17 protein-coding genes are annotated in these 14,536 nt (G+C 62.9%); 12 read left to right on the top strand and 5 right to left on the bottom strand.

The window, feature by feature from the left end; translation table 11 throughout:
* Window positions 1-99 precede the first annotated feature (99 nt).
* The 11 genes from SIN04_RS05045 to SIN04_RS04995 all read left to right on the top strand — a co-directional run bounded on the left by SIN04_RS05045 (window position 100) and on the right by SIN04_RS04995 (window position 8,259).
* Window positions 100-1,239 carry an ABC transporter substrate-binding protein gene (locus SIN04_RS05045; protein ID WP_134486777.1) on the top strand — a complete coding sequence of 380 codons (1,140 nt, stop codon included), beginning with the start codon at window positions 100-102 and terminating at the stop codon, window positions 1,237-1,239.
* A gap of 26 nt (window positions 1,240-1,265) precedes the next feature.
* A complete protein-coding gene (locus tag SIN04_RS05040; protein ID WP_341264262.1) occupies window positions 1,266-2,144 on the top strand; it encodes a branched-chain amino acid ABC transporter permease in 879 nt (292 codons plus the stop codon).
* 296 nt (window positions 2,145-2,440) lie between these two features.
* Complete coding sequence (locus SIN04_RS05035; protein ID WP_341264261.1) at window positions 2,441-2,779, top strand: hypothetical protein; 339 nt, start codon at window positions 2,441-2,443, stop codon at window positions 2,777-2,779.
* A gap of 194 nt (window positions 2,780-2,973) precedes the next feature.
* Window positions 2,974-3,393 (top strand): helix-turn-helix domain-containing protein, encoded by a 420-nt coding sequence (locus SIN04_RS05030; protein WP_244605678.1) that lies wholly within the window; start codon window positions 2,974-2,976, stop codon window positions 3,391-3,393.
* Window positions 3,390-3,680: a helix-turn-helix domain-containing protein gene (locus SIN04_RS05025; RefSeq protein ID WP_134486771.1), complete on the top strand. Its 291-nt coding sequence runs from the start codon at window positions 3,390-3,392 to the stop codon at window positions 3,678-3,680. The genes SIN04_RS05030 and SIN04_RS05025 overlap by 4 nt, the downstream gene beginning before the upstream one ends.
* Window positions 3,681-3,873: 193 nt before the next feature.
* Window positions 3,874-4,137, top strand: coding sequence for a DUF1488 domain-containing protein (locus SIN04_RS05020; protein WP_174512954.1), 264 nt, complete (start codon window positions 3,874-3,876; stop codon window positions 4,135-4,137).
* A 29-nt stretch (window positions 4,138-4,166) separates the two neighbouring features.
* Window positions 4,167-4,388 (top strand): hypothetical protein, encoded by a 222-nt coding sequence (locus SIN04_RS05015; protein WP_134486765.1) that lies wholly within the window; start codon window positions 4,167-4,169, stop codon window positions 4,386-4,388.
* 183 nt (window positions 4,389-4,571) lie between these two features.
* On the top strand, window positions 4,572-5,423 hold the full coding sequence (locus tag SIN04_RS05010) for a branched-chain amino acid ABC transporter permease (RefSeq protein ID WP_341264260.1): 852 nt from the start codon (window positions 4,572-4,574) through the stop codon (window positions 5,421-5,423).
* Window positions 5,420-6,214 (top strand): ABC transporter ATP-binding protein, encoded by a 795-nt coding sequence (locus SIN04_RS05005; RefSeq protein WP_341264259.1) that lies wholly within the window; start codon window positions 5,420-5,422, stop codon window positions 6,212-6,214. The genes SIN04_RS05010 and SIN04_RS05005 overlap by 4 nt, the downstream gene beginning before the upstream one ends.
* On the top strand, window positions 6,211-6,927 hold the full coding sequence (locus tag SIN04_RS05000; RefSeq protein WP_341264258.1) for an ABC transporter ATP-binding protein: 717 nt from the start codon (window positions 6,211-6,213) through the stop codon (window positions 6,925-6,927). The genes SIN04_RS05005 and SIN04_RS05000 overlap by 4 nt, the downstream gene beginning before the upstream one ends.
* 93 nt (window positions 6,928-7,020) lie before the next feature.
* Window positions 7,021-8,259, top strand: a complete 1,239-nt coding sequence (locus SIN04_RS04995; RefSeq protein ID WP_134486756.1) for an MgtC/SapB family protein — start codon at window positions 7,021-7,023, stop codon at window positions 8,257-8,259.
* Between the two features lie 49 nt (window positions 8,260-8,308).
* On the opposite strand, the gene ppk2 is transcribed toward SIN04_RS04995, so the two are convergent.
* The 3 genes from ppk2 to lepA form a co-directional block, all read right to left on the bottom strand.
* A complete protein-coding gene (gene ppk2 / locus SIN04_RS04990) occupies window positions 8,309-9,124 on the bottom strand; it encodes a polyphosphate kinase 2 (RefSeq protein ID WP_134486753.1) in 816 nt (271 codons plus the stop codon).
* 11 nt (window positions 9,125-9,135) lie between these two features.
* Window positions 9,136-9,612, bottom strand: coding sequence for a hypothetical protein (locus SIN04_RS04985; protein WP_134486750.1), 477 nt, complete (start codon window positions 9,610-9,612; stop codon window positions 9,136-9,138).
* Between the two features lie 96 nt (window positions 9,613-9,708).
* Complete coding sequence (lepA, locus tag SIN04_RS04980; protein WP_134486748.1) at window positions 9,709-11,514, bottom strand: translation elongation factor 4; 1,806 nt, start codon at window positions 11,512-11,514, stop codon at window positions 9,709-9,711.
* Between the two features lie 197 nt (window positions 11,515-11,711).
* On the opposite strand from lepA, the gene SIN04_RS04975 reads away from it, so the two are divergent.
* Entirely contained in the window at window positions 11,712-12,776 is a 1,065-nt protein-coding gene (locus SIN04_RS04975) for an SDR family oxidoreductase (protein WP_341264257.1), read from the top strand.
* A gap of 40 nt (window positions 12,777-12,816) precedes the next feature.
* Here SIN04_RS04975 and SIN04_RS04970 read toward each other — a convergent pair whose 3' ends face one another.
* The gene (locus SIN04_RS04970; RefSeq protein WP_341264256.1) at window positions 12,817-13,818 is read right to left on the bottom strand and encodes a tyrosine recombinase XerC; all 1,002 of its coding nucleotides are present in this window, start codon (window positions 13,816-13,818) and stop codon (window positions 12,817-12,819) included.
* Between the two features lie 142 nt (window positions 13,819-13,960).
* Window positions 13,961-14,278, bottom strand: a complete 318-nt coding sequence (locus SIN04_RS04965) for a DUF1476 domain-containing protein (protein WP_134486745.1) — start codon at window positions 14,276-14,278, stop codon at window positions 13,961-13,963.
* Window positions 14,279-14,536 lie beyond the last annotated feature (258 nt).

Raw genomic sequence — 14,536 nt, 5'->3', positions numbered from 1 at the left:
CAAAGCCATCCGATCCGGCCCTAGGAATCGGCCCGGCTTCGGTTTAGACCGTTGCGACGACTCCGCCGTTCGTCCCACTCACGCCCGCGATCACGCCCGATGCATCGACTCATCAGATCCTTGTTCCGCTTTTGCGCCATCGCCGGCTGTCTTGCTCTCCCACAGCTCTCGCTGGCTGAGGGCTCGGACCCGGTGATTATCGGCGCGATCGAGATTTTGAGCGGCCCCAACGCCAAATATGGCGTCTCGATCAAGCAGGGATTCGATCTCGGGGTCGAGGAAGCCAATCGCGCAGGCGGCATACATGGGCGCCCCCTAGCGATCGCGTACCAGGATTCGGCCGGGAGCAAGGAGCAGGCGATCAACGCCGCGCGCCAGTTGCTCGGCCGCGCGAGGGTTCCGCTGCTGTTGGGGCCGACCCTGTCGACCGAGATGTTCGCCGTCGCGCCGCTCGCCATCGAGCGCAAGACCCCGATCATCGGCACCTCGACGACGGCGAACGGCATCACCGCCATCGGCCCTTATGTGTTTCGCACCTCGCTGCCGGAGGCCGACGTCATCCCCGTGACGCTGCGCACCGCGCGTGAAAAATTCGGCGTCAAAAAGGTCGCGGTGCTTTATGGCCGCGACGACGCTTTCACCAAATCGGCCTATGACGTCATGAAGGCGGCGCTGGCGGATCTGAACATCGAGGTTCTGACGACCGAAACCTTCGGCGCCAAGGATACGGATTTCTCCGCTCAACTGACCAAGATCAAGAGCCTCAACCCCGACGCGATCGTCGTCTCGGCGCTGGCGGACGCAGGCGCTGGCATATTGCTCGCCAAGCAGGCGCTGGGTTTTCCGGCCTCCGTGCGGGTTATCGGCGGCAATGGCATGAACTCGCCCAAGGTGCTCGAAATCGCCGGCGCCGCCGCCGACGGGCTGCTCGTCGGCAGTCCATGGTTCGTCGGCAAAAGCGATCCGTTGAATGAAAAATTCATCACCGACTATCGCGCCAAATACGGCGCCGATCCCGATCAGTTCGCGGCGCAGGCGTTCGACACTTTGAAAATCGTGGCGAGCGCGCTGAATGCAGCAAAGGATTTGACCGGCGATTCCATTCGCGAGGCTCTTCTGAAAACCAGAATTGATGGCGTTATGGGCGCCTTCGCCTTTACGCCGGAGCGCGATCCGGCAGTGACGTCCGGCGTCCTCGTTCTCGAAGTCGCGCAAGGCAAATTCACGATCTTGAAATAGCGGCGCAAAGAGCCACGCGGACCAGCATGCTCCTTCAGCAGATCATCAATGGCTTCGTCGCGGGATCAGCCTATGCGCTATTCGCCCTCGGCTTCACCCTGATGTTCGGCGTGCTCGGGGTCGTCAATTTGACCTATGGCTTTTACTTCTCCGCCGCCGCCTATATCGCCCTCTTTGCGACGATCAAAGGCGCGCCGCTCGCGATCGCCCTGCCGGCGGCGGCAATCGCGACCGGGCTCATCGCCGTCGTCGTCGATTTTCTGCTGCTCTCGCGTTTGCGCAAAGTCCGCGCGCCCGAGCTTGCCTCGCTGATGGTCACCCTCGGCGCAACGCTTTTCCTCTATTCGGGAATGACGGCGCTGTTTGGCTCCGAGATTCGCCGCTTTCCCATCGGCCTCGTCGATAGCGCGCCATGGACTTTCCAGGGCGCAAGCGTCTCTCTGGCGCAACTCCTTATCGTCGGCACGGTCGCCGCCCTCGCTCTCGGTCTCGTCCTGCTGCTGCGGATGACGCGGACCGGCCTCGCCATGCGCGCCCTCGCCGAAAACCCAGACGCAGCGGAACTCATGGGAATCGACACCCGCGCGATCATGAGCCAGGTCTCCTTCGTCTCGGGCGCGCTCGCCGGCGCCGCGGGCGTTCTGATCGCGCTCGAATATAACGCCATCACGCCCTATATGGGCGAAGCCATGACGCTCAAGGGCTTCGCCGTCATCATTCTCGGCGGTCTCGGCGACATCGGCGGCGCGCTGGTCGCCGGACTGCTCATCGGCGTCCTTGAGGCGCTGACGGCCGGCTATGTCTCCTCCGTTTACAAGGAGGCGGTCGGCTTTTTGCTCCTTGTGCTGACCTTGTGGATACGCCCGCTTGGCCTCTTCGGCCGGCCCAGCGCGAGACGCGCCTGACGCATCCGGATCGCCGCTCAAATTCTCTTCCACGACTGAGCGGAACGGCGGAATTCCTTTGCTTCCCTTTCGGATCATCGGCCGGTGAAATCTAATCGGCGCATGGCTTTGACCTCTGGCCTCCGCAATCAAATGTGATATTTCTTCATCTGTCGCAGCCGGGCCGTGTTTTTCGCACAGACCTGCGGCTGCCAAAGAGTTAGCCCCCATGCGCGCAATCAACATTCTGGTCACGGCCGTTATGCTCGGCGTGACGTCGGTTCCAGTGAGCCCGGCCTTCGCGCGCGGCCATGGGCATGGCGGCCACGGCCATCATGGCGGACACCACCATGGCGGTCATCGCCACGGCGGCTGGCGTCATCACGGCGGAGGATGGCATCATGGAGGCGGGCGTCACGGCGGCCATTGGGGGCACGGCGGATGGGGGCGCGGCGGATGGGGCCACGGTGGATGGGGCCACGGTGGATGGGGCTATGCACAAGGCCGAGGGTACGGCTATGGCGGATGCGCCCGGCGATGGGTGCTCGGCCCCTATGGCTGGCATTGGGCGCGGCGCTGCTGGTGAATCAGAGGCGAGCGGCTCGCTAAACCGGCGCTCGCCAGCGCGCCCGCAGATGATCCGCGCGAGCAACTGACACTCGAACGCCGAAGGCGATGCAAGGCAAGAACCTCGTTCGGGGGCGCGCGAAACCCGAACTTGAGGCGCGAGAACTGCGGCTGCGATCAGGTCAAGCCGAAACGCAGTCTTTCCGCCCCTTGATTTACCCCCCGTAGCGTATTATTTACACTTCACAGGTAATCTAACCCTTCATTGCCAATGAGGCGCAGCTTGACAGCAGAACAGCTTCGCGCCGCTCGCGCCATGCTCCGCATGGAACAGTCGGCCCTGGCGGCCGCCTCCGGCGTGTCAGTCGAAACCGTCAAGCGCCTTGAACGCATGCAAGGGCATTTGTCGGAAACCCGAGTCGCGACGATCAAAGCTTTGCGCGATGCTCTTGAAGCGGCGGGCGTCGAGTTTCTGGGCGAAAACGGCGGAGGCGTTGGCGTCAGGCTCAAAGTTCGTTCGGAGGCGGTCGCCGACCTCACGCGGCGGATCGAGGCTCTGCAAGCCGATATGACGCCGGAGCCGAGCAACGAGAAGCCCAGCCCCAGGAAGGCGATGAAGCAGTTGCGGCGCGCGCGCGACCAGAATGAATTAACGGACCTAAAGAACCGGCGCGCGACATCGCGCAGAGAGGCAAGCAAATGACCCCCGATCAATGTAGGATGGCTCGAGCCGGGCTTTCGCTTGGCGCGCGCGAACTGGCCGAAGCCGCCCGCGTCTCCGTAAACACGATAACGCGATTTGAAGCCGGCCAAGGCATTCAGGCCATGACGCTGGGGCTGATCCAGAAAGCGCTCGAAATGAAGGGCGTCGAGTTCACTTCCGACAGTTCGGGCGTCGGCGCGTGGCTCCGCAAGCAACCGGCCGCCACGACGACGCCCTTGGCCGCAGCCTCGGCGTCTCTCGACGTCCCGGCCGACGTCCCGGCGTGATCGAGCGTCGCGCCGCTGGAAACACCGGCGCGGCGTCTAATCGGTGCTTTCACGCCTCCGCGTTTCATGTTTGAGTGAATCGCGGGCGCAAATTGATCATCTAAAACAATTAAGGCCGTTCGCCGCGCTGACTGGGGATCAGCGGCGCAGTCTGACGACTCTCATCGCGCCTGCGCATTTCTGGAGGAAGCCGATGACGCTCCATTTCCCCAACGCCAGCCGCAGTTACGATCCCGTCAAGCGATGCGTCAGCTTTTGGGGTCATGAATCCACATTCGAAATCGCCTTTCATTTGGATGAGGAGGCGCTCGAACGGATTAGCCCCCAGGTGCGACGGAACGAAGCTTCCTTGTTGGAGGCGTTCGACGTCAATCGTGTCCAGATCGAGCGGGCCGCCCTCAGCGCCTATGCACGGCGCCGCCAGAGCTTCTGTCATCTTACGGCATCTGATTTCTAACGACCGCCGCAGCTTTCACCGGGGGGACAATGAACAAAGGCCTCGAAATCGAATTGCTGCCGCTCGATGAAAACCATGTCCGCGCCAAGCTCACATGGCGTGAACAGGACGTTGGCGGGAGCGTGCTGGCGGTCGAGGTCACTGTCCGGAACGAGCGGATCAAGCCGAAAGCTGACGAGAGGCTCAAGACCGACGCGCGCGCTCTCGCGGTGCGGTTGGCCCGAGCGTTCGCAGACACGATCGAAAGCTGAAATTCTGGTCGCCCGAAACGCCTGGCGGAGCCAGCGCTTCGCGAGGAATAGCGGCAAATTTTTTCCCCGTCGCCCGGATGCGATCCTCGTGTCAGCGAGAGTGAGTCTTGACGCCTTCGCGAGAGCTTGATCTTGTCCGCGCCAGGGAGCACCGGATGAAGATTGATCTCGACATGTCGCAATATGACTGGCTTTGACCTTAGCGATTTTCTCTGGACGTATCAGAGCCTCATCGCTTCGCTCGGCGTCAATGGGCTGCTGGCGCTCAGCATGTATGTTGTGCTGGCGATCGGGCAATTGTCGCTCGGCCAGGCCGCTTTCATGGGGATCGGGGCCTATGCTTCGGCCCTTCTCACTTTGCATTCCGGCCTGCCCTTCCCTCTCGTGCTCGCCGCCGCCATGCTGATTCCCGCGGCGATCGCTCTCGCGATCGGCGTGCCGACCTTGCGGCTATCCGGCGTCTATCTCGCGCTAGCGACGATCGGTCTTGGCGAAATTCTGCGCATTTTCCTCATTCAATCCGATGTAACAGGCGGCGCGCTCGGCCTTTCCGGCATTCCCGTCAAGGCTGATTTCCCGCTCATCTACGGGTGCCTTGGATCGGCGCTGCTGGCGCTGGTTTTGATCACGCGCTCCCGCGTCGGCCGCGCTTTGGAAGCCATCCGCGAGGATGAGATCGCGGCCTCCGTCAGCGGCATCCCTCTTGCGCGCTACAAGATGGCCGCTCTCGTCGCCTCGGCCATGCTCGCCGGCCTCGCCGGCGCGCTCAACGCCCATGCGTCCTCTTTCATCAGTCCGAACGACTATGGCTTTGACGCGGCGGTGACGATCTTGAGCTATGCGCTTCTCGGCGGCGTCGGTTCGCCCTTTGGTCCGCTCGCCGGCGCGATGGTGCTTACGCTACTGCCTGAAGTCTTGCGTCCGCTGCAGGACTTTCGGCTCGTCATCAACGGCCTCATCATCGTCATCGCCGTTCTTTATATGCCGCACGGCATTCTTCCCTGGCGCGCGAGACGCATTGGAGCGCGCGCTTGACCGCCGCCCTTCTGCAGATCGAGGCGTTGACGCTGCGCTATGGCGGCCTCACGGCCATCGACAACCTCGACCTTACCCTCGAGGCCGGCAGCCTCGACGCGCTGATCGGTCCGAACGGCGCCGGCAAGACGAGCTTCTTCAACCTCGTCACCGGGCTTAACAAACAACAGGCCGGGACGATCCGGCTCGACGGCGCGCGAATCGATTCGCTCTCCCCGGATCGCCGCGCGCGGCGCGGGCTGGCCCGCACCTTTCAGAATCTTCGCCTGTTCACGCAAATGACGGCGCTGGAAAATGTGCTGACCGGCATGCATCTGCATGTCGCCGAATCGCTGTTCGAGATTTTGACGCGGCTCGGGCGGTTTCGATCGCAAGAGCGCGCCGCTCTGCGCGAAGCAAAAGAGCTGCTCTCTTTCGTCGGGCTCGCCGCCGCGGCGCATAGGCCCGCGGGCGCCTTGTCTTATGGCGATCAGCGCCGGCTCGAGATTGCGCGCGCCCTTGCCTCCACGCCGAAGCTGCTGCTTCTTGATGAGCCAGCCGCCGGCATGAATCCGGCTGAGACCGCCGCACTCAAAGACCTGCTCTTGCAGATCAAGGCGCGCGGCGTTTCCATGCTGCTCGTCGAGCATGATATGAGCCTCGTCATGCGATTGTGCGACAAGATCACGGTCTTGAATTTCGGCCGCAAGATCGCTGAGGGCGCGCCCGCGGCGGTGCGCGCGGATGCGGCCGTCATCGAAGCTTATCTTGGCGTCCAAGGCGCCGGCGAATTGCGTGGGGCCGGCACATGAGCGCCGTATTGCTTGACGCGCGCGGCCTTGAGATCGGCTATGGCGCCAGCGCCGTCGTCAAGGGCGTTGATCTTGCCGTCGGCGCCGGCCAGATCGTCTGCCTCATCGGCGCCAACGGCGCCGGCAAGACCACCATCCTGCGTGGCGTCTCCGGACTTCTGAAAATCCGCGCCGGCTCCGTCACATTCGACGGCGAGGCTTTGACCAATCGTCCGGCTCATGTCATCGCGCGAAAAAAAATTGCGCATGTCCCTGAAGGCCGGCAGATTTTCGCGCAGATGAGCGTCGCGGAAAATCTTCTCGCGGGTGCCTATCTCGAACGCGACGCAGCCGAAATCGAAAGGCGGCGCGAAAAAGCGCTCGCCCGCTTTCCCCGGCTGAAAGAGCGCCTCTCTCAGAGCGCGGGGCTTTTGTCCGGCGGCGAACAGCAGATGCTGGCGATCGCCCGCGCTTTGATGGCCTGCCCGAAGCTGCTGCTCCTCGACGAGCCATCGATGGGGCTCGCGCCGCTCTTCGTCGAAGAGATTTTTTCCATCATCAAATCGTTGAAAGACGAAGGCCGCACCATTCTCCTCGTCGAGCAGAACGCCCACGCCGCGCTGGAGATCGCGGACCATGCCTATGTGCTGGAGAACGGGCGGATCAAATTGCAGGGCTCCGGCCGCGAAATGCTGGAGCATGACGACATCTCCGCCGCCTATCTCGGAGGGTGAAGAAGAGACAGGCGATCGATCGCGACCAGTAATCACCGCGTGCGCTTTGCGCCTCTGCGCTCTACAAGAAACTGTGAGGTATGAGAAAGTCGCATGCTCTGGCTTCCACCGCCCCTGTCCGGTTTTGCCGTCGCCGTTGCTCTCGGGCTGCTGATCGGCATTGAACGCGAGCGCAGTAAAGGCGCCGGTCCGTCGAGGGGGCCCGCCGGCATCCGGACCTTCACTGTCACGGCTTTGCTCGGCGCCGTCGCTTTTCATATCGGCGGCTTGCTTCTGCTGGCGATCGTAACGGGGTGCGTCGCCTCTCTCGTCGCGGTGTCCTATCTGCGGACGCCGGTCGGCGACCCCGGCCTCACGACCGAGGTCGCACTCGCCTTCATGCCCCTGCTCGGCGCGCTCGCGGTGACGGACGAGGCCCTCGCCGCCACCGTCGGCGTCGTCATCGCCATTCTTCTCGCCGCCAAGGCCCCTATCCACAGCTTTGCGACGACAATTCTCAGCAGGACCGAAGTCAACGACATGCTTGTCTTCGCTGCGGCGACGCTGGTGGTCTTTCCGCAGCTCCCGAACCGCTATATGGGGCCTTTTGAGTCGCTCAATCCGCGATCAATCTGGCTGCTTGTCATCCTTGTCCTCGCGGTCGGCGCCCTCGGCCATATCGCGCAGCGGGCCCTTGGCGCGCGCTTCGGTCTGCCCCTCGCTGGGCTGGCTTCGGGCTTCGCATCAAGCGCGGCCGCGATCGGCGCGATGGCTGGCATCGCCGCAAAAGATCCCGCATTGATGAGGCCCGCCGCCGCGGGCGCCGTTCTCTCTACGGTTGCGACTTTCACCGTGATGGGAGCGGTCGTTGCGGCGGTAAGCCTGCCAACCCTTCGCGCGCTCGCTCCGGCGCTCATCGCGGGAGGGTGCGCCGCCGTGATTTACGGCGCGATCTTCACGATGCGAGCCCTCCACGACGGCGAAGCGCAAAATCACGAACCCGCAGCCGCGTTCAGCATCAAGGCCGCCGTCCTGCTCGCGGCCACGATGTCGGTCATGCTTGTCACCGCGGCGGGGCTGAGAAATTGGCTCGGGGAAACAGGGATTCTCATCGGAGTGGTGGCCGCGGGCCTTGTCGACAGCCAAAGCGCTGCCATTTCGGTCGCCTCGCTCGCAGCGGCCGGCAAGCTTGCGCCCGCCGATGCGGCGCTGCCGATCGTCCTCGCCATGACAAGCAACACGGCGAGCAAAATCGTGCTCGCCTTGACCCTTGGGACGCGTCCCTTCGCCGAACGCGTCGTGCCCGGTCTGGTCTTCGCGATCGTTGCGACATGGGCGGGACTTCTGGCGTGACGGCTCGCAGGAAAACGCGATCGCCTCGGAGCCGCAGCCGGCGCCAGTGTCAGAATGCCTCCTCAACCCATCTGAATGGATAGTCCGGCTCCTTGTAGCCTTCCGGCTTCTGACGTTCCGGAAGCTCGACTTTCTTGCGTTCCACGTCCTCATAAGGGATATGGGCGAGAAGATGCTTGATGACGTTGAGGCGCATGCGCTTCTTGTTATCGGAGTTGGCGGCGTACCACGGCGCCCAGGGCGTATCGGTCGCAGCGAACATGGCGTCCCGCGCACGCGAATAATCGTACCAGCGGCTGTAGGATTTGAGATCCATCTCCGACAGCTTCCAGATCTTCCGCCCGTCCGTGATGCGCTGTTCGAGGCGGCGCGTCTGCTCCTCCGGGCTCACCTCAAGCCAGTATTTGAGCAGATAGATTCCAGACTGCACCATCAGCTTTTCGAAGGCGGGCGTCAGGTTCAGAAACTGCTCAGTCTGCTCTTTCGTGCAAAAACCCATGACGCGCTCGACGCCCGCGCGATTGTACCAGCTGCGGTCGAAGATCATGACTTCTCCAGCCGCCGGCAGATGGGTTACAAAGCGCTGGATATGCATTTGCGATTTTTCGCGCTCGGTCGGCGCAGGGAGAGCGATGATCTTGAAGACCCGCGGGCTGACGCGTTCGGTCAAGGCCCGGATGACGCCGCCCTTGCCGGCGCCGTCGCGTCCTTCGAAAACGATACAGACCTTCTTGCCTTCGCGCTTCACCCATTCCTGCAGCTTGACAATCTCGACGGAAAGCTTTGCAAGCTCCGCCTCGTATTGCCTGCGCTTCAGCTTGCCCGCGCCGTTCTGCGTCTCGGCGTCCTGCTCGGCCTCGGTCATGGCTTGCACTCTTACTTCCAGGTCAGGAACATTCCGACGTCGCCCGGAAAGCCCTCCGGCCATTCAATGATCATTGCCTTCAGCCCGTAGCCCAGGGGCTGGAGCTTGTCCTTCCAGATCTGGTGCACTTGAAGCGGCAAACCGATCAGCGTCTCGGGCCAGCCCTCCTCGGTGTTGTTGATCGCCCGGCCGTGGTCGGTGCAAAGTTCGGAAGGGAATCGTCCGATCAGCATTTCGCGCTCGCCACGCTCTGCCGCGAGCTTCACGCGACGCATGAAGGCGCTGATTTTTTCAGGCGTCAGGTCGATCGGCCTGGAAAGCCTTTCGATCAAATCCTTCTTCGCCTGATCGGCAGCCTGCATCGCGACATAGGATTGCGACGCCTTGGCCGATTCGACCTCGGCGACGTAAGCCTTGAGGTCGGCGACGGACATGAAGAGCTCATCGTCGACAAGTGGCCGCGCGGCGGTCGTTTCTTTCTCGCTCATGGTCGCCCTCCCTTTTTATGTAAAGGCTAGCGCGACACTCTACGCTTCAAATTGATCGGCATCAAAAAGTTTCGCCGCGAGCAGCGAGGCCAACCCTCAGCTATCCATCTTCAGTGCGGCGATGAAGGCCTCCTGCGGGATCTCGACCTTGCCGAACTGGCGCATCTTCTTCTTGCCGGCCTTTTGCTTGTCGAGCAGCTTGCGTTTACGCGTGGCGTCGCCGCCATAGCACTTGGCCGTCACATCCTTGCGCAGCGCCTTCACTGTCTCGCGCGCGATGATCTTGCCGCCGATCGCCGCCTGGATCGGGATCTGGAACATATGCTGAGGGATCAGCTCCTTCAGCTTTTCGACCATCGCCCGTCCGCGCATTTCGGCGCGCTCGCGATGCACCAGCATGGAGAGTGCGTCGACCGGCTCGGCGTTGACGAGGATCGACATTTTGACGAGATCGCCGGGACGATAGTCGGTGATCGCGTAGTCGAAGCTGGCGTAGCCTTTCGAGATCGACTTCAGCCGGTCGTAGAAGTCGAACACCACTTCATTAAGCGGCAGGTCGTAGACCGCCATCGCGCGCTTGCCGACATAATTGAGGTCAACCTGCAGGCCGCGCCGCTCCTGGCAGAGTTTCAACACCGCGCCGAGGTAATCGTCGGGCGTTAGAATCGTCGCGCGGATCCATGGCTCTTCGATCGTTTCGATCTTGGTTGGATCGGGCATATCGGCCGGGTTATGCAATTCGACGATTTCGCCGTCGCGCTGCACGATCCTGTAGATGACGGAGGGCGCGGTCGCGATGAGATCGAGATTGAACTCGCGCTCGAGGCGCTCCTGAATGATTTCGAGGTGCAGCAGGCCGAGGAAACCACAGCGAAAGCCAAAGCCGAGCGCGGCCGAGCTTTCCATCTCGTAGGAAAAGCTGGCGTCGTTCAGCCGAAGCCGTCCCATTGCGGCGCGCAGATCCTCGAAATCGGCGGCGTCGACAGGGAATAAACCACAGAAGACAACGGGCTGCGCCGGTTTGAAGCCGGGCAGCGCCTCGACGCAGGGCCCGCGCTCGTCGGTAATGGTGTCGCCCACGCGCGTGTCCGCCACCTGCTTGATCTGCGCGGTGATGAAGCCGACCTCGCCCGGGCCGAGCTCCGCCCTATCCTGCATCTTCGGACGGAACACGCCGATCCGATCGACCTCATAATGAGCGTCGGCGCCCATCATCTTGATTTTCTGATGTTTCCTCAGCGTGCCGTCGATGACGCGCACGAGCACCACGACGCCGAGATAGGCGTCATACCAGCTATCGACCAGCAAAGCCTTCAAAGGCGCCGTCTCATCGCCCTTCGGCGGCGGCAGGCGGGTGACGATGGCCTCCAGCACGAGGTCGATGCCGATGCCGGTCTTGGCCGAGATCAGTACGGCGTTCGAAGCGTCGAGCCCGATCACATCCTCGATCTGCTGCTTGATCCGCTCAGGCTCGGCGGCGGGCAGGTCGATTTTGTTCAGGACCGGCACGATCTCGTGGCCCGCGTCGAGCGCGTGATAGACGTTGGCGAGCGTTTGCGCCTCGACGCCCTGGCTGGCGTCGACGACAAGGAGCGAACCTTCGCAGGCGGCGAGCGAGCGCGAGACCTCATAGGCGAAGTCGACGTGGCCCGGCGTATCCATGAGGTTCAATATATAGGTCTTGCCGTCCTTCGACTTATACTCAAGCCGGACCGTCTGCGCCTTGATGGTGATGCCACGCTCGCGCTCAATATCCATGGAATCGAGCACCTGCTCGACCATGTCTCGCTCGGCGACGGTTCCGGTCGCCTGTATGAGGCGGTCGGCCAGCGTCGATTTGCCATGGTCGATATGGGCGACGATGGAGAAATTGCGGATGTTTTCGATGGCGTGCGTTGTCATCCCTGCGAGATAGCAGGCGGAGGCCGTGAAGAAAAGGCGACATGTCGCTTTGCCCGCCGCGACGTGATCCTCGCAGCTGCGGGAATGCGCCGCAGCGAACTGCCGCGTTCCCGGTCTGGAGCGAAAGCTTGCCGATGCTTACATACTCCGCCGGGCGCTCGCCTTGAGCCGGCGCGGGACACCGGAGACACTTTGACATGACAAGGCAGGCGCTTGTGGTCGGGGCCAGCGGCATCGTGGGCAATACGCTTGCCCGGCATTTAGCCGGAAAGGGCTGGAAGACCTATGGGCTGGCGCGGCGTCCGCCTTCCGGCCTGCAAGGGGTCGTTCCCCTCGCCGCCGATCTTCAGGATAAGGCGTCGCTGCGGGCCGCTCTGGAATCGTTGCGTCCCACTCATGTCTTTCTCGCGACCTGGCTGCGCCAGCCGACCGAAGCGGAGAACATCAAGGTCAACAGCGCCATGACGCGCAATCTGCTCGACACGCTCTCGCCGACGGGGTCGGTGCGCCATGTCGCGCTGGTGACCGGGCTGAAGCACTACCTCGGTCCTTTCGAGGCTTACGGGAAGGGAGCGTTGCCTGCGACGCCGTTCCGGGAGGAGCAGCCGCGCCTCAATGTCGAAAATTTCTATTACGCCCAGGAGGACGAGCTTTTCGCCGCGGCGCAACGCGACGGCTTCGGCTGGAGCGTGCATCGGCCGCATACGGTGATCGGCTACGCGCTCGGCAATGCGATGAACATGGGAACAACCCTCGCGGCCTACGCCACGATCTGCCGCGAAACGGGGAGGCCCTTCCGCTTCCCCGGCTCGGCCGCGCAATGGAACGGGCTGAGCGACGTGACGGACGCCCGCCAGCTCGCCAGACATCTCGAATGGGCCGCGACGACCGAAGCGGCGCGCGACCAGGCGTTCAACATCGTCAATGGCGACATCTTCCGCTGGAACTGGATGTGGCCGCGGCTCGCCAACTGGTTCGGCCTCGATCCGGCGCCCTTCGACGGCGAGCGCATCCCGTTAGAGGTCCAGCTTGCCGACGCAGCGCCGATCTGGGCGGAGATCGCCCGCAAGCATGGCCTCGTCGAATCCGACCTCTCGGTCGTCGCTTCAGCTTGGCATACCGACGCCGATCTCGGCCGCCCGATCGAGGTCGTCACCGATATGACGAAGAGCCGCAAGCTCGGCTTTCTCGACTACCAGGCGACTGATGATTCTTTTTTCGACCTCTTTGCGCGCCTGCGCGCGGATCGGGTCATTCCATGAAAACGGAAAGGACACATCGGTTTCGCCGCCGCAGCGCCGTTCAGCCTCCGCGCGGATGCGCCGAGCGATAGGCCTCGACGAGCCGGGCGCTGTCGACCGCCGTGTAAATCTGCGTCGTGGAGAGCGAGGCGTGGCCGAGCAATTCCTGGATGGCGCGAAGATCGCCGCCACGCCCGAGGAGATGGGTGGCGAAGGAATGGCGCAGCGCATGCGGCGTCGCCGTATCCGGCAGGCCGAGCGCGCCGCGCAGCCGCTCGACCGCGAGCTGGATGATGCGCGGGGACAGCGGCCCTCCCTTCGCGCCCACGAACAAATGCCGGTCCGGCGGAAGGTTATAAGGACATAGATCGAGATAGGTTTCGATCCCGCGCCGCACAGGCGCGATGATCGGCGTGTCGCGAGTCTTCTTGCCTTTGCCGACGACTCTCAGCACGTCCAGCGCGCCGACTGGCGCATCCGATCGCTTGATCGACAGGGCCTCGGAAATGCGCAGCCCCGCGCCATAGAGTAGCCCGAGAACGGCGGCGTCGCGCGCCAGAATCCAGGCGGGACGATTTTCTCCTGCCCGCGCATCGACCCCGGTCAGCGCGCGCGCGGCGCTCGCCGTCAAGGGCTTTGGCAGCCGGCGCGAGGTTTTGGGCGCGCGCACCGCCGTGAAGGCCGCGCTCTGCCCGTGTCCGTTACGCTCTAGATAGCGCGTGAAATTGCGAAGGCCCGCGAGCTGCCGCAAAAGGGAGCGGCTGCCGACGCCCGCCTCCCGGCGCGAGGCCATGAAGGCGCGCAGATCGCCCGGCGCAAGATCGCGAATCATCGTAAGCGACGGAACTGCGCCGAAGTGAATGGCGGCGAAGGCCAGAAATTGGCGAAGGTCGCGAGTGTACGCTTCGAGCGTCAGATCAGCGATCCGGCGCTCGCCCGCCAAATGCGCGAGCCAGGCGCGGGCAAGCGCCAAAAGCTCTGCGTCCGCGTGAGCGAAGAGCGCCAAATGATCGGGCAAAGCCGTCGGAACAAGGCCGATATCGGGGGTTTTTGCGCGGGACATGGCGGGCAGTCTCGCCCCGCAAGAGCTAACAATTGCTTAGGAAGCGGCGCGAACCTCGCGCGGACGCTAAGCAATCAATCGTAAGCTTTTGTTTTGCAGGATGATATCGGTCCGAAAGGCCCGTAACTTTCGTCGTCAGACTCTAGGCGCCTTTGACCTCGGCGATCGCGGCGACGAGCAATTCTTCGAGTTTGCGGCGGATCTGGTGGTCGGATAGCTGGACTCCGGCTTTGTCGAAGTCGGCGCGAACCTTCCTGAAAAACTCCTCAGCGCCTTGGGCGATGTCGGTCTGAACCACCGCGTTGGCGTAAGCTTCGGCCTCCGCGCCGGTCTTGCCGAGCATTCCGGCCGCCCAGAGCCCGAACCACTTGTTACGGCGGGCGATTGCCTTGAACTTCAGCGCCTCGTCATGCACAAGCTGAGCTTCGAAAGCCTGTTCGCGCTTGTCGAATGTCGTCATGAAATCCCATCCAATTCCGGCGAATGCCGACTTTCGCTCTTTTGCCTTGGTTAATTTTAGCATGATTTCTTGAAAAGGCCATTGTCGCATAGGCAATATGACGGCGCTTGAAGCGGGAGCGGGGTTGATTTCTTCTCTGTATCCGACGGCGGATGTCTGCTAGAACGGCCGGCGTCGGCCTCATGTGGGGGAATCATTTTTCAGCGTGATCTCAGTGCGTTGACTCAAAGCTGCGCGCGCGGGCCGCTTTTCGACGGG

The organism is Methylocella tundrae, from assembly GCF_038024855.1.
Lineage (GTDB): Bacteria > Pseudomonadota > Alphaproteobacteria > Rhizobiales > Beijerinckiaceae > Methylocapsa > Methylocapsa tundrae.
Note: the sequence above shows the minus strand (reverse complement) of the source record. Positions and strands in the feature narration are given on the sequence as shown.

Excerpts from the sequence above, each read along its gene's own strand:
- ppk2 (WP_134486753.1), bottom strand. The coding sequence starts at position 9,124 with ATGACCGAGGCCGAGCAGGACGCCGAGACGCAGAACGGCGCGGGCAAG.
- SIN04_RS05045 (WP_134486777.1), top strand. The coding sequence starts at position 100 with ATGCATCGACTCATCAGATCCTTGTTCCGCTTTTGCGCCATCGCCGGC.
- SIN04_RS05025 (WP_134486771.1), top strand. The coding sequence starts at position 3,390 with ATGACCCCCGATCAATGTAGGATGGCTCGAGCCGGGCTTTCGCTTGGC.
- SIN04_RS04975 (WP_341264257.1), top strand. The coding sequence starts at position 11,712 with ATGACAAGGCAGGCGCTTGTGGTCGGGGCCAGCGGCATCGTGGGCAAT.
- SIN04_RS04970 (WP_341264256.1), bottom strand. The coding sequence starts at position 13,818 with ATGTCCCGCGCAAAAACCCCCGATATCGGCCTTGTTCCGACGGCTTTG.
- SIN04_RS05035 (WP_341264261.1), top strand. The coding sequence starts at position 2,441 with ATGGCGGCCACGGCCATCATGGCGGACACCACCATGGCGGTCATCGCC.
- SIN04_RS05015 (WP_134486765.1), top strand. The coding sequence starts at position 4,167 with ATGAACAAAGGCCTCGAAATCGAATTGCTGCCGCTCGATGAAAACCAT.
- SIN04_RS04985 (WP_134486750.1), bottom strand. The coding sequence starts at position 9,612 with ATGAGCGAGAAAGAAACGACCGCCGCGCGGCCACTTGTCGACGATGAG.
- SIN04_RS05000 (WP_341264258.1), top strand. The coding sequence starts at position 6,211 with ATGAGCGCCGTATTGCTTGACGCGCGCGGCCTTGAGATCGGCTATGGC.
- SIN04_RS05010 (WP_341264260.1), top strand. The coding sequence starts at position 4,572 with ATGACTGGCTTTGACCTTAGCGATTTTCTCTGGACGTATCAGAGCCTC.
- lepA (WP_134486748.1), bottom strand. The coding sequence starts at position 11,514 with ATGACAACGCACGCCATCGAAAACATCCGCAATTTCTCCATCGTCGCC.
- SIN04_RS04995 (WP_134486756.1), top strand. The coding sequence starts at position 7,021 with ATGCTCTGGCTTCCACCGCCCCTGTCCGGTTTTGCCGTCGCCGTTGCT.
- SIN04_RS05020 (WP_174512954.1), top strand. The coding sequence starts at position 3,874 with ATGACGCTCCATTTCCCCAACGCCAGCCGCAGTTACGATCCCGTCAAG.
- SIN04_RS05040 (WP_341264262.1), top strand. The coding sequence starts at position 1,266 with ATGCTCCTTCAGCAGATCATCAATGGCTTCGTCGCGGGATCAGCCTAT.
- SIN04_RS04965 (WP_134486745.1), bottom strand. The coding sequence starts at position 14,278 with ATGACGACATTCGACAAGCGCGAACAGGCTTTCGAAGCTCAGCTTGTG.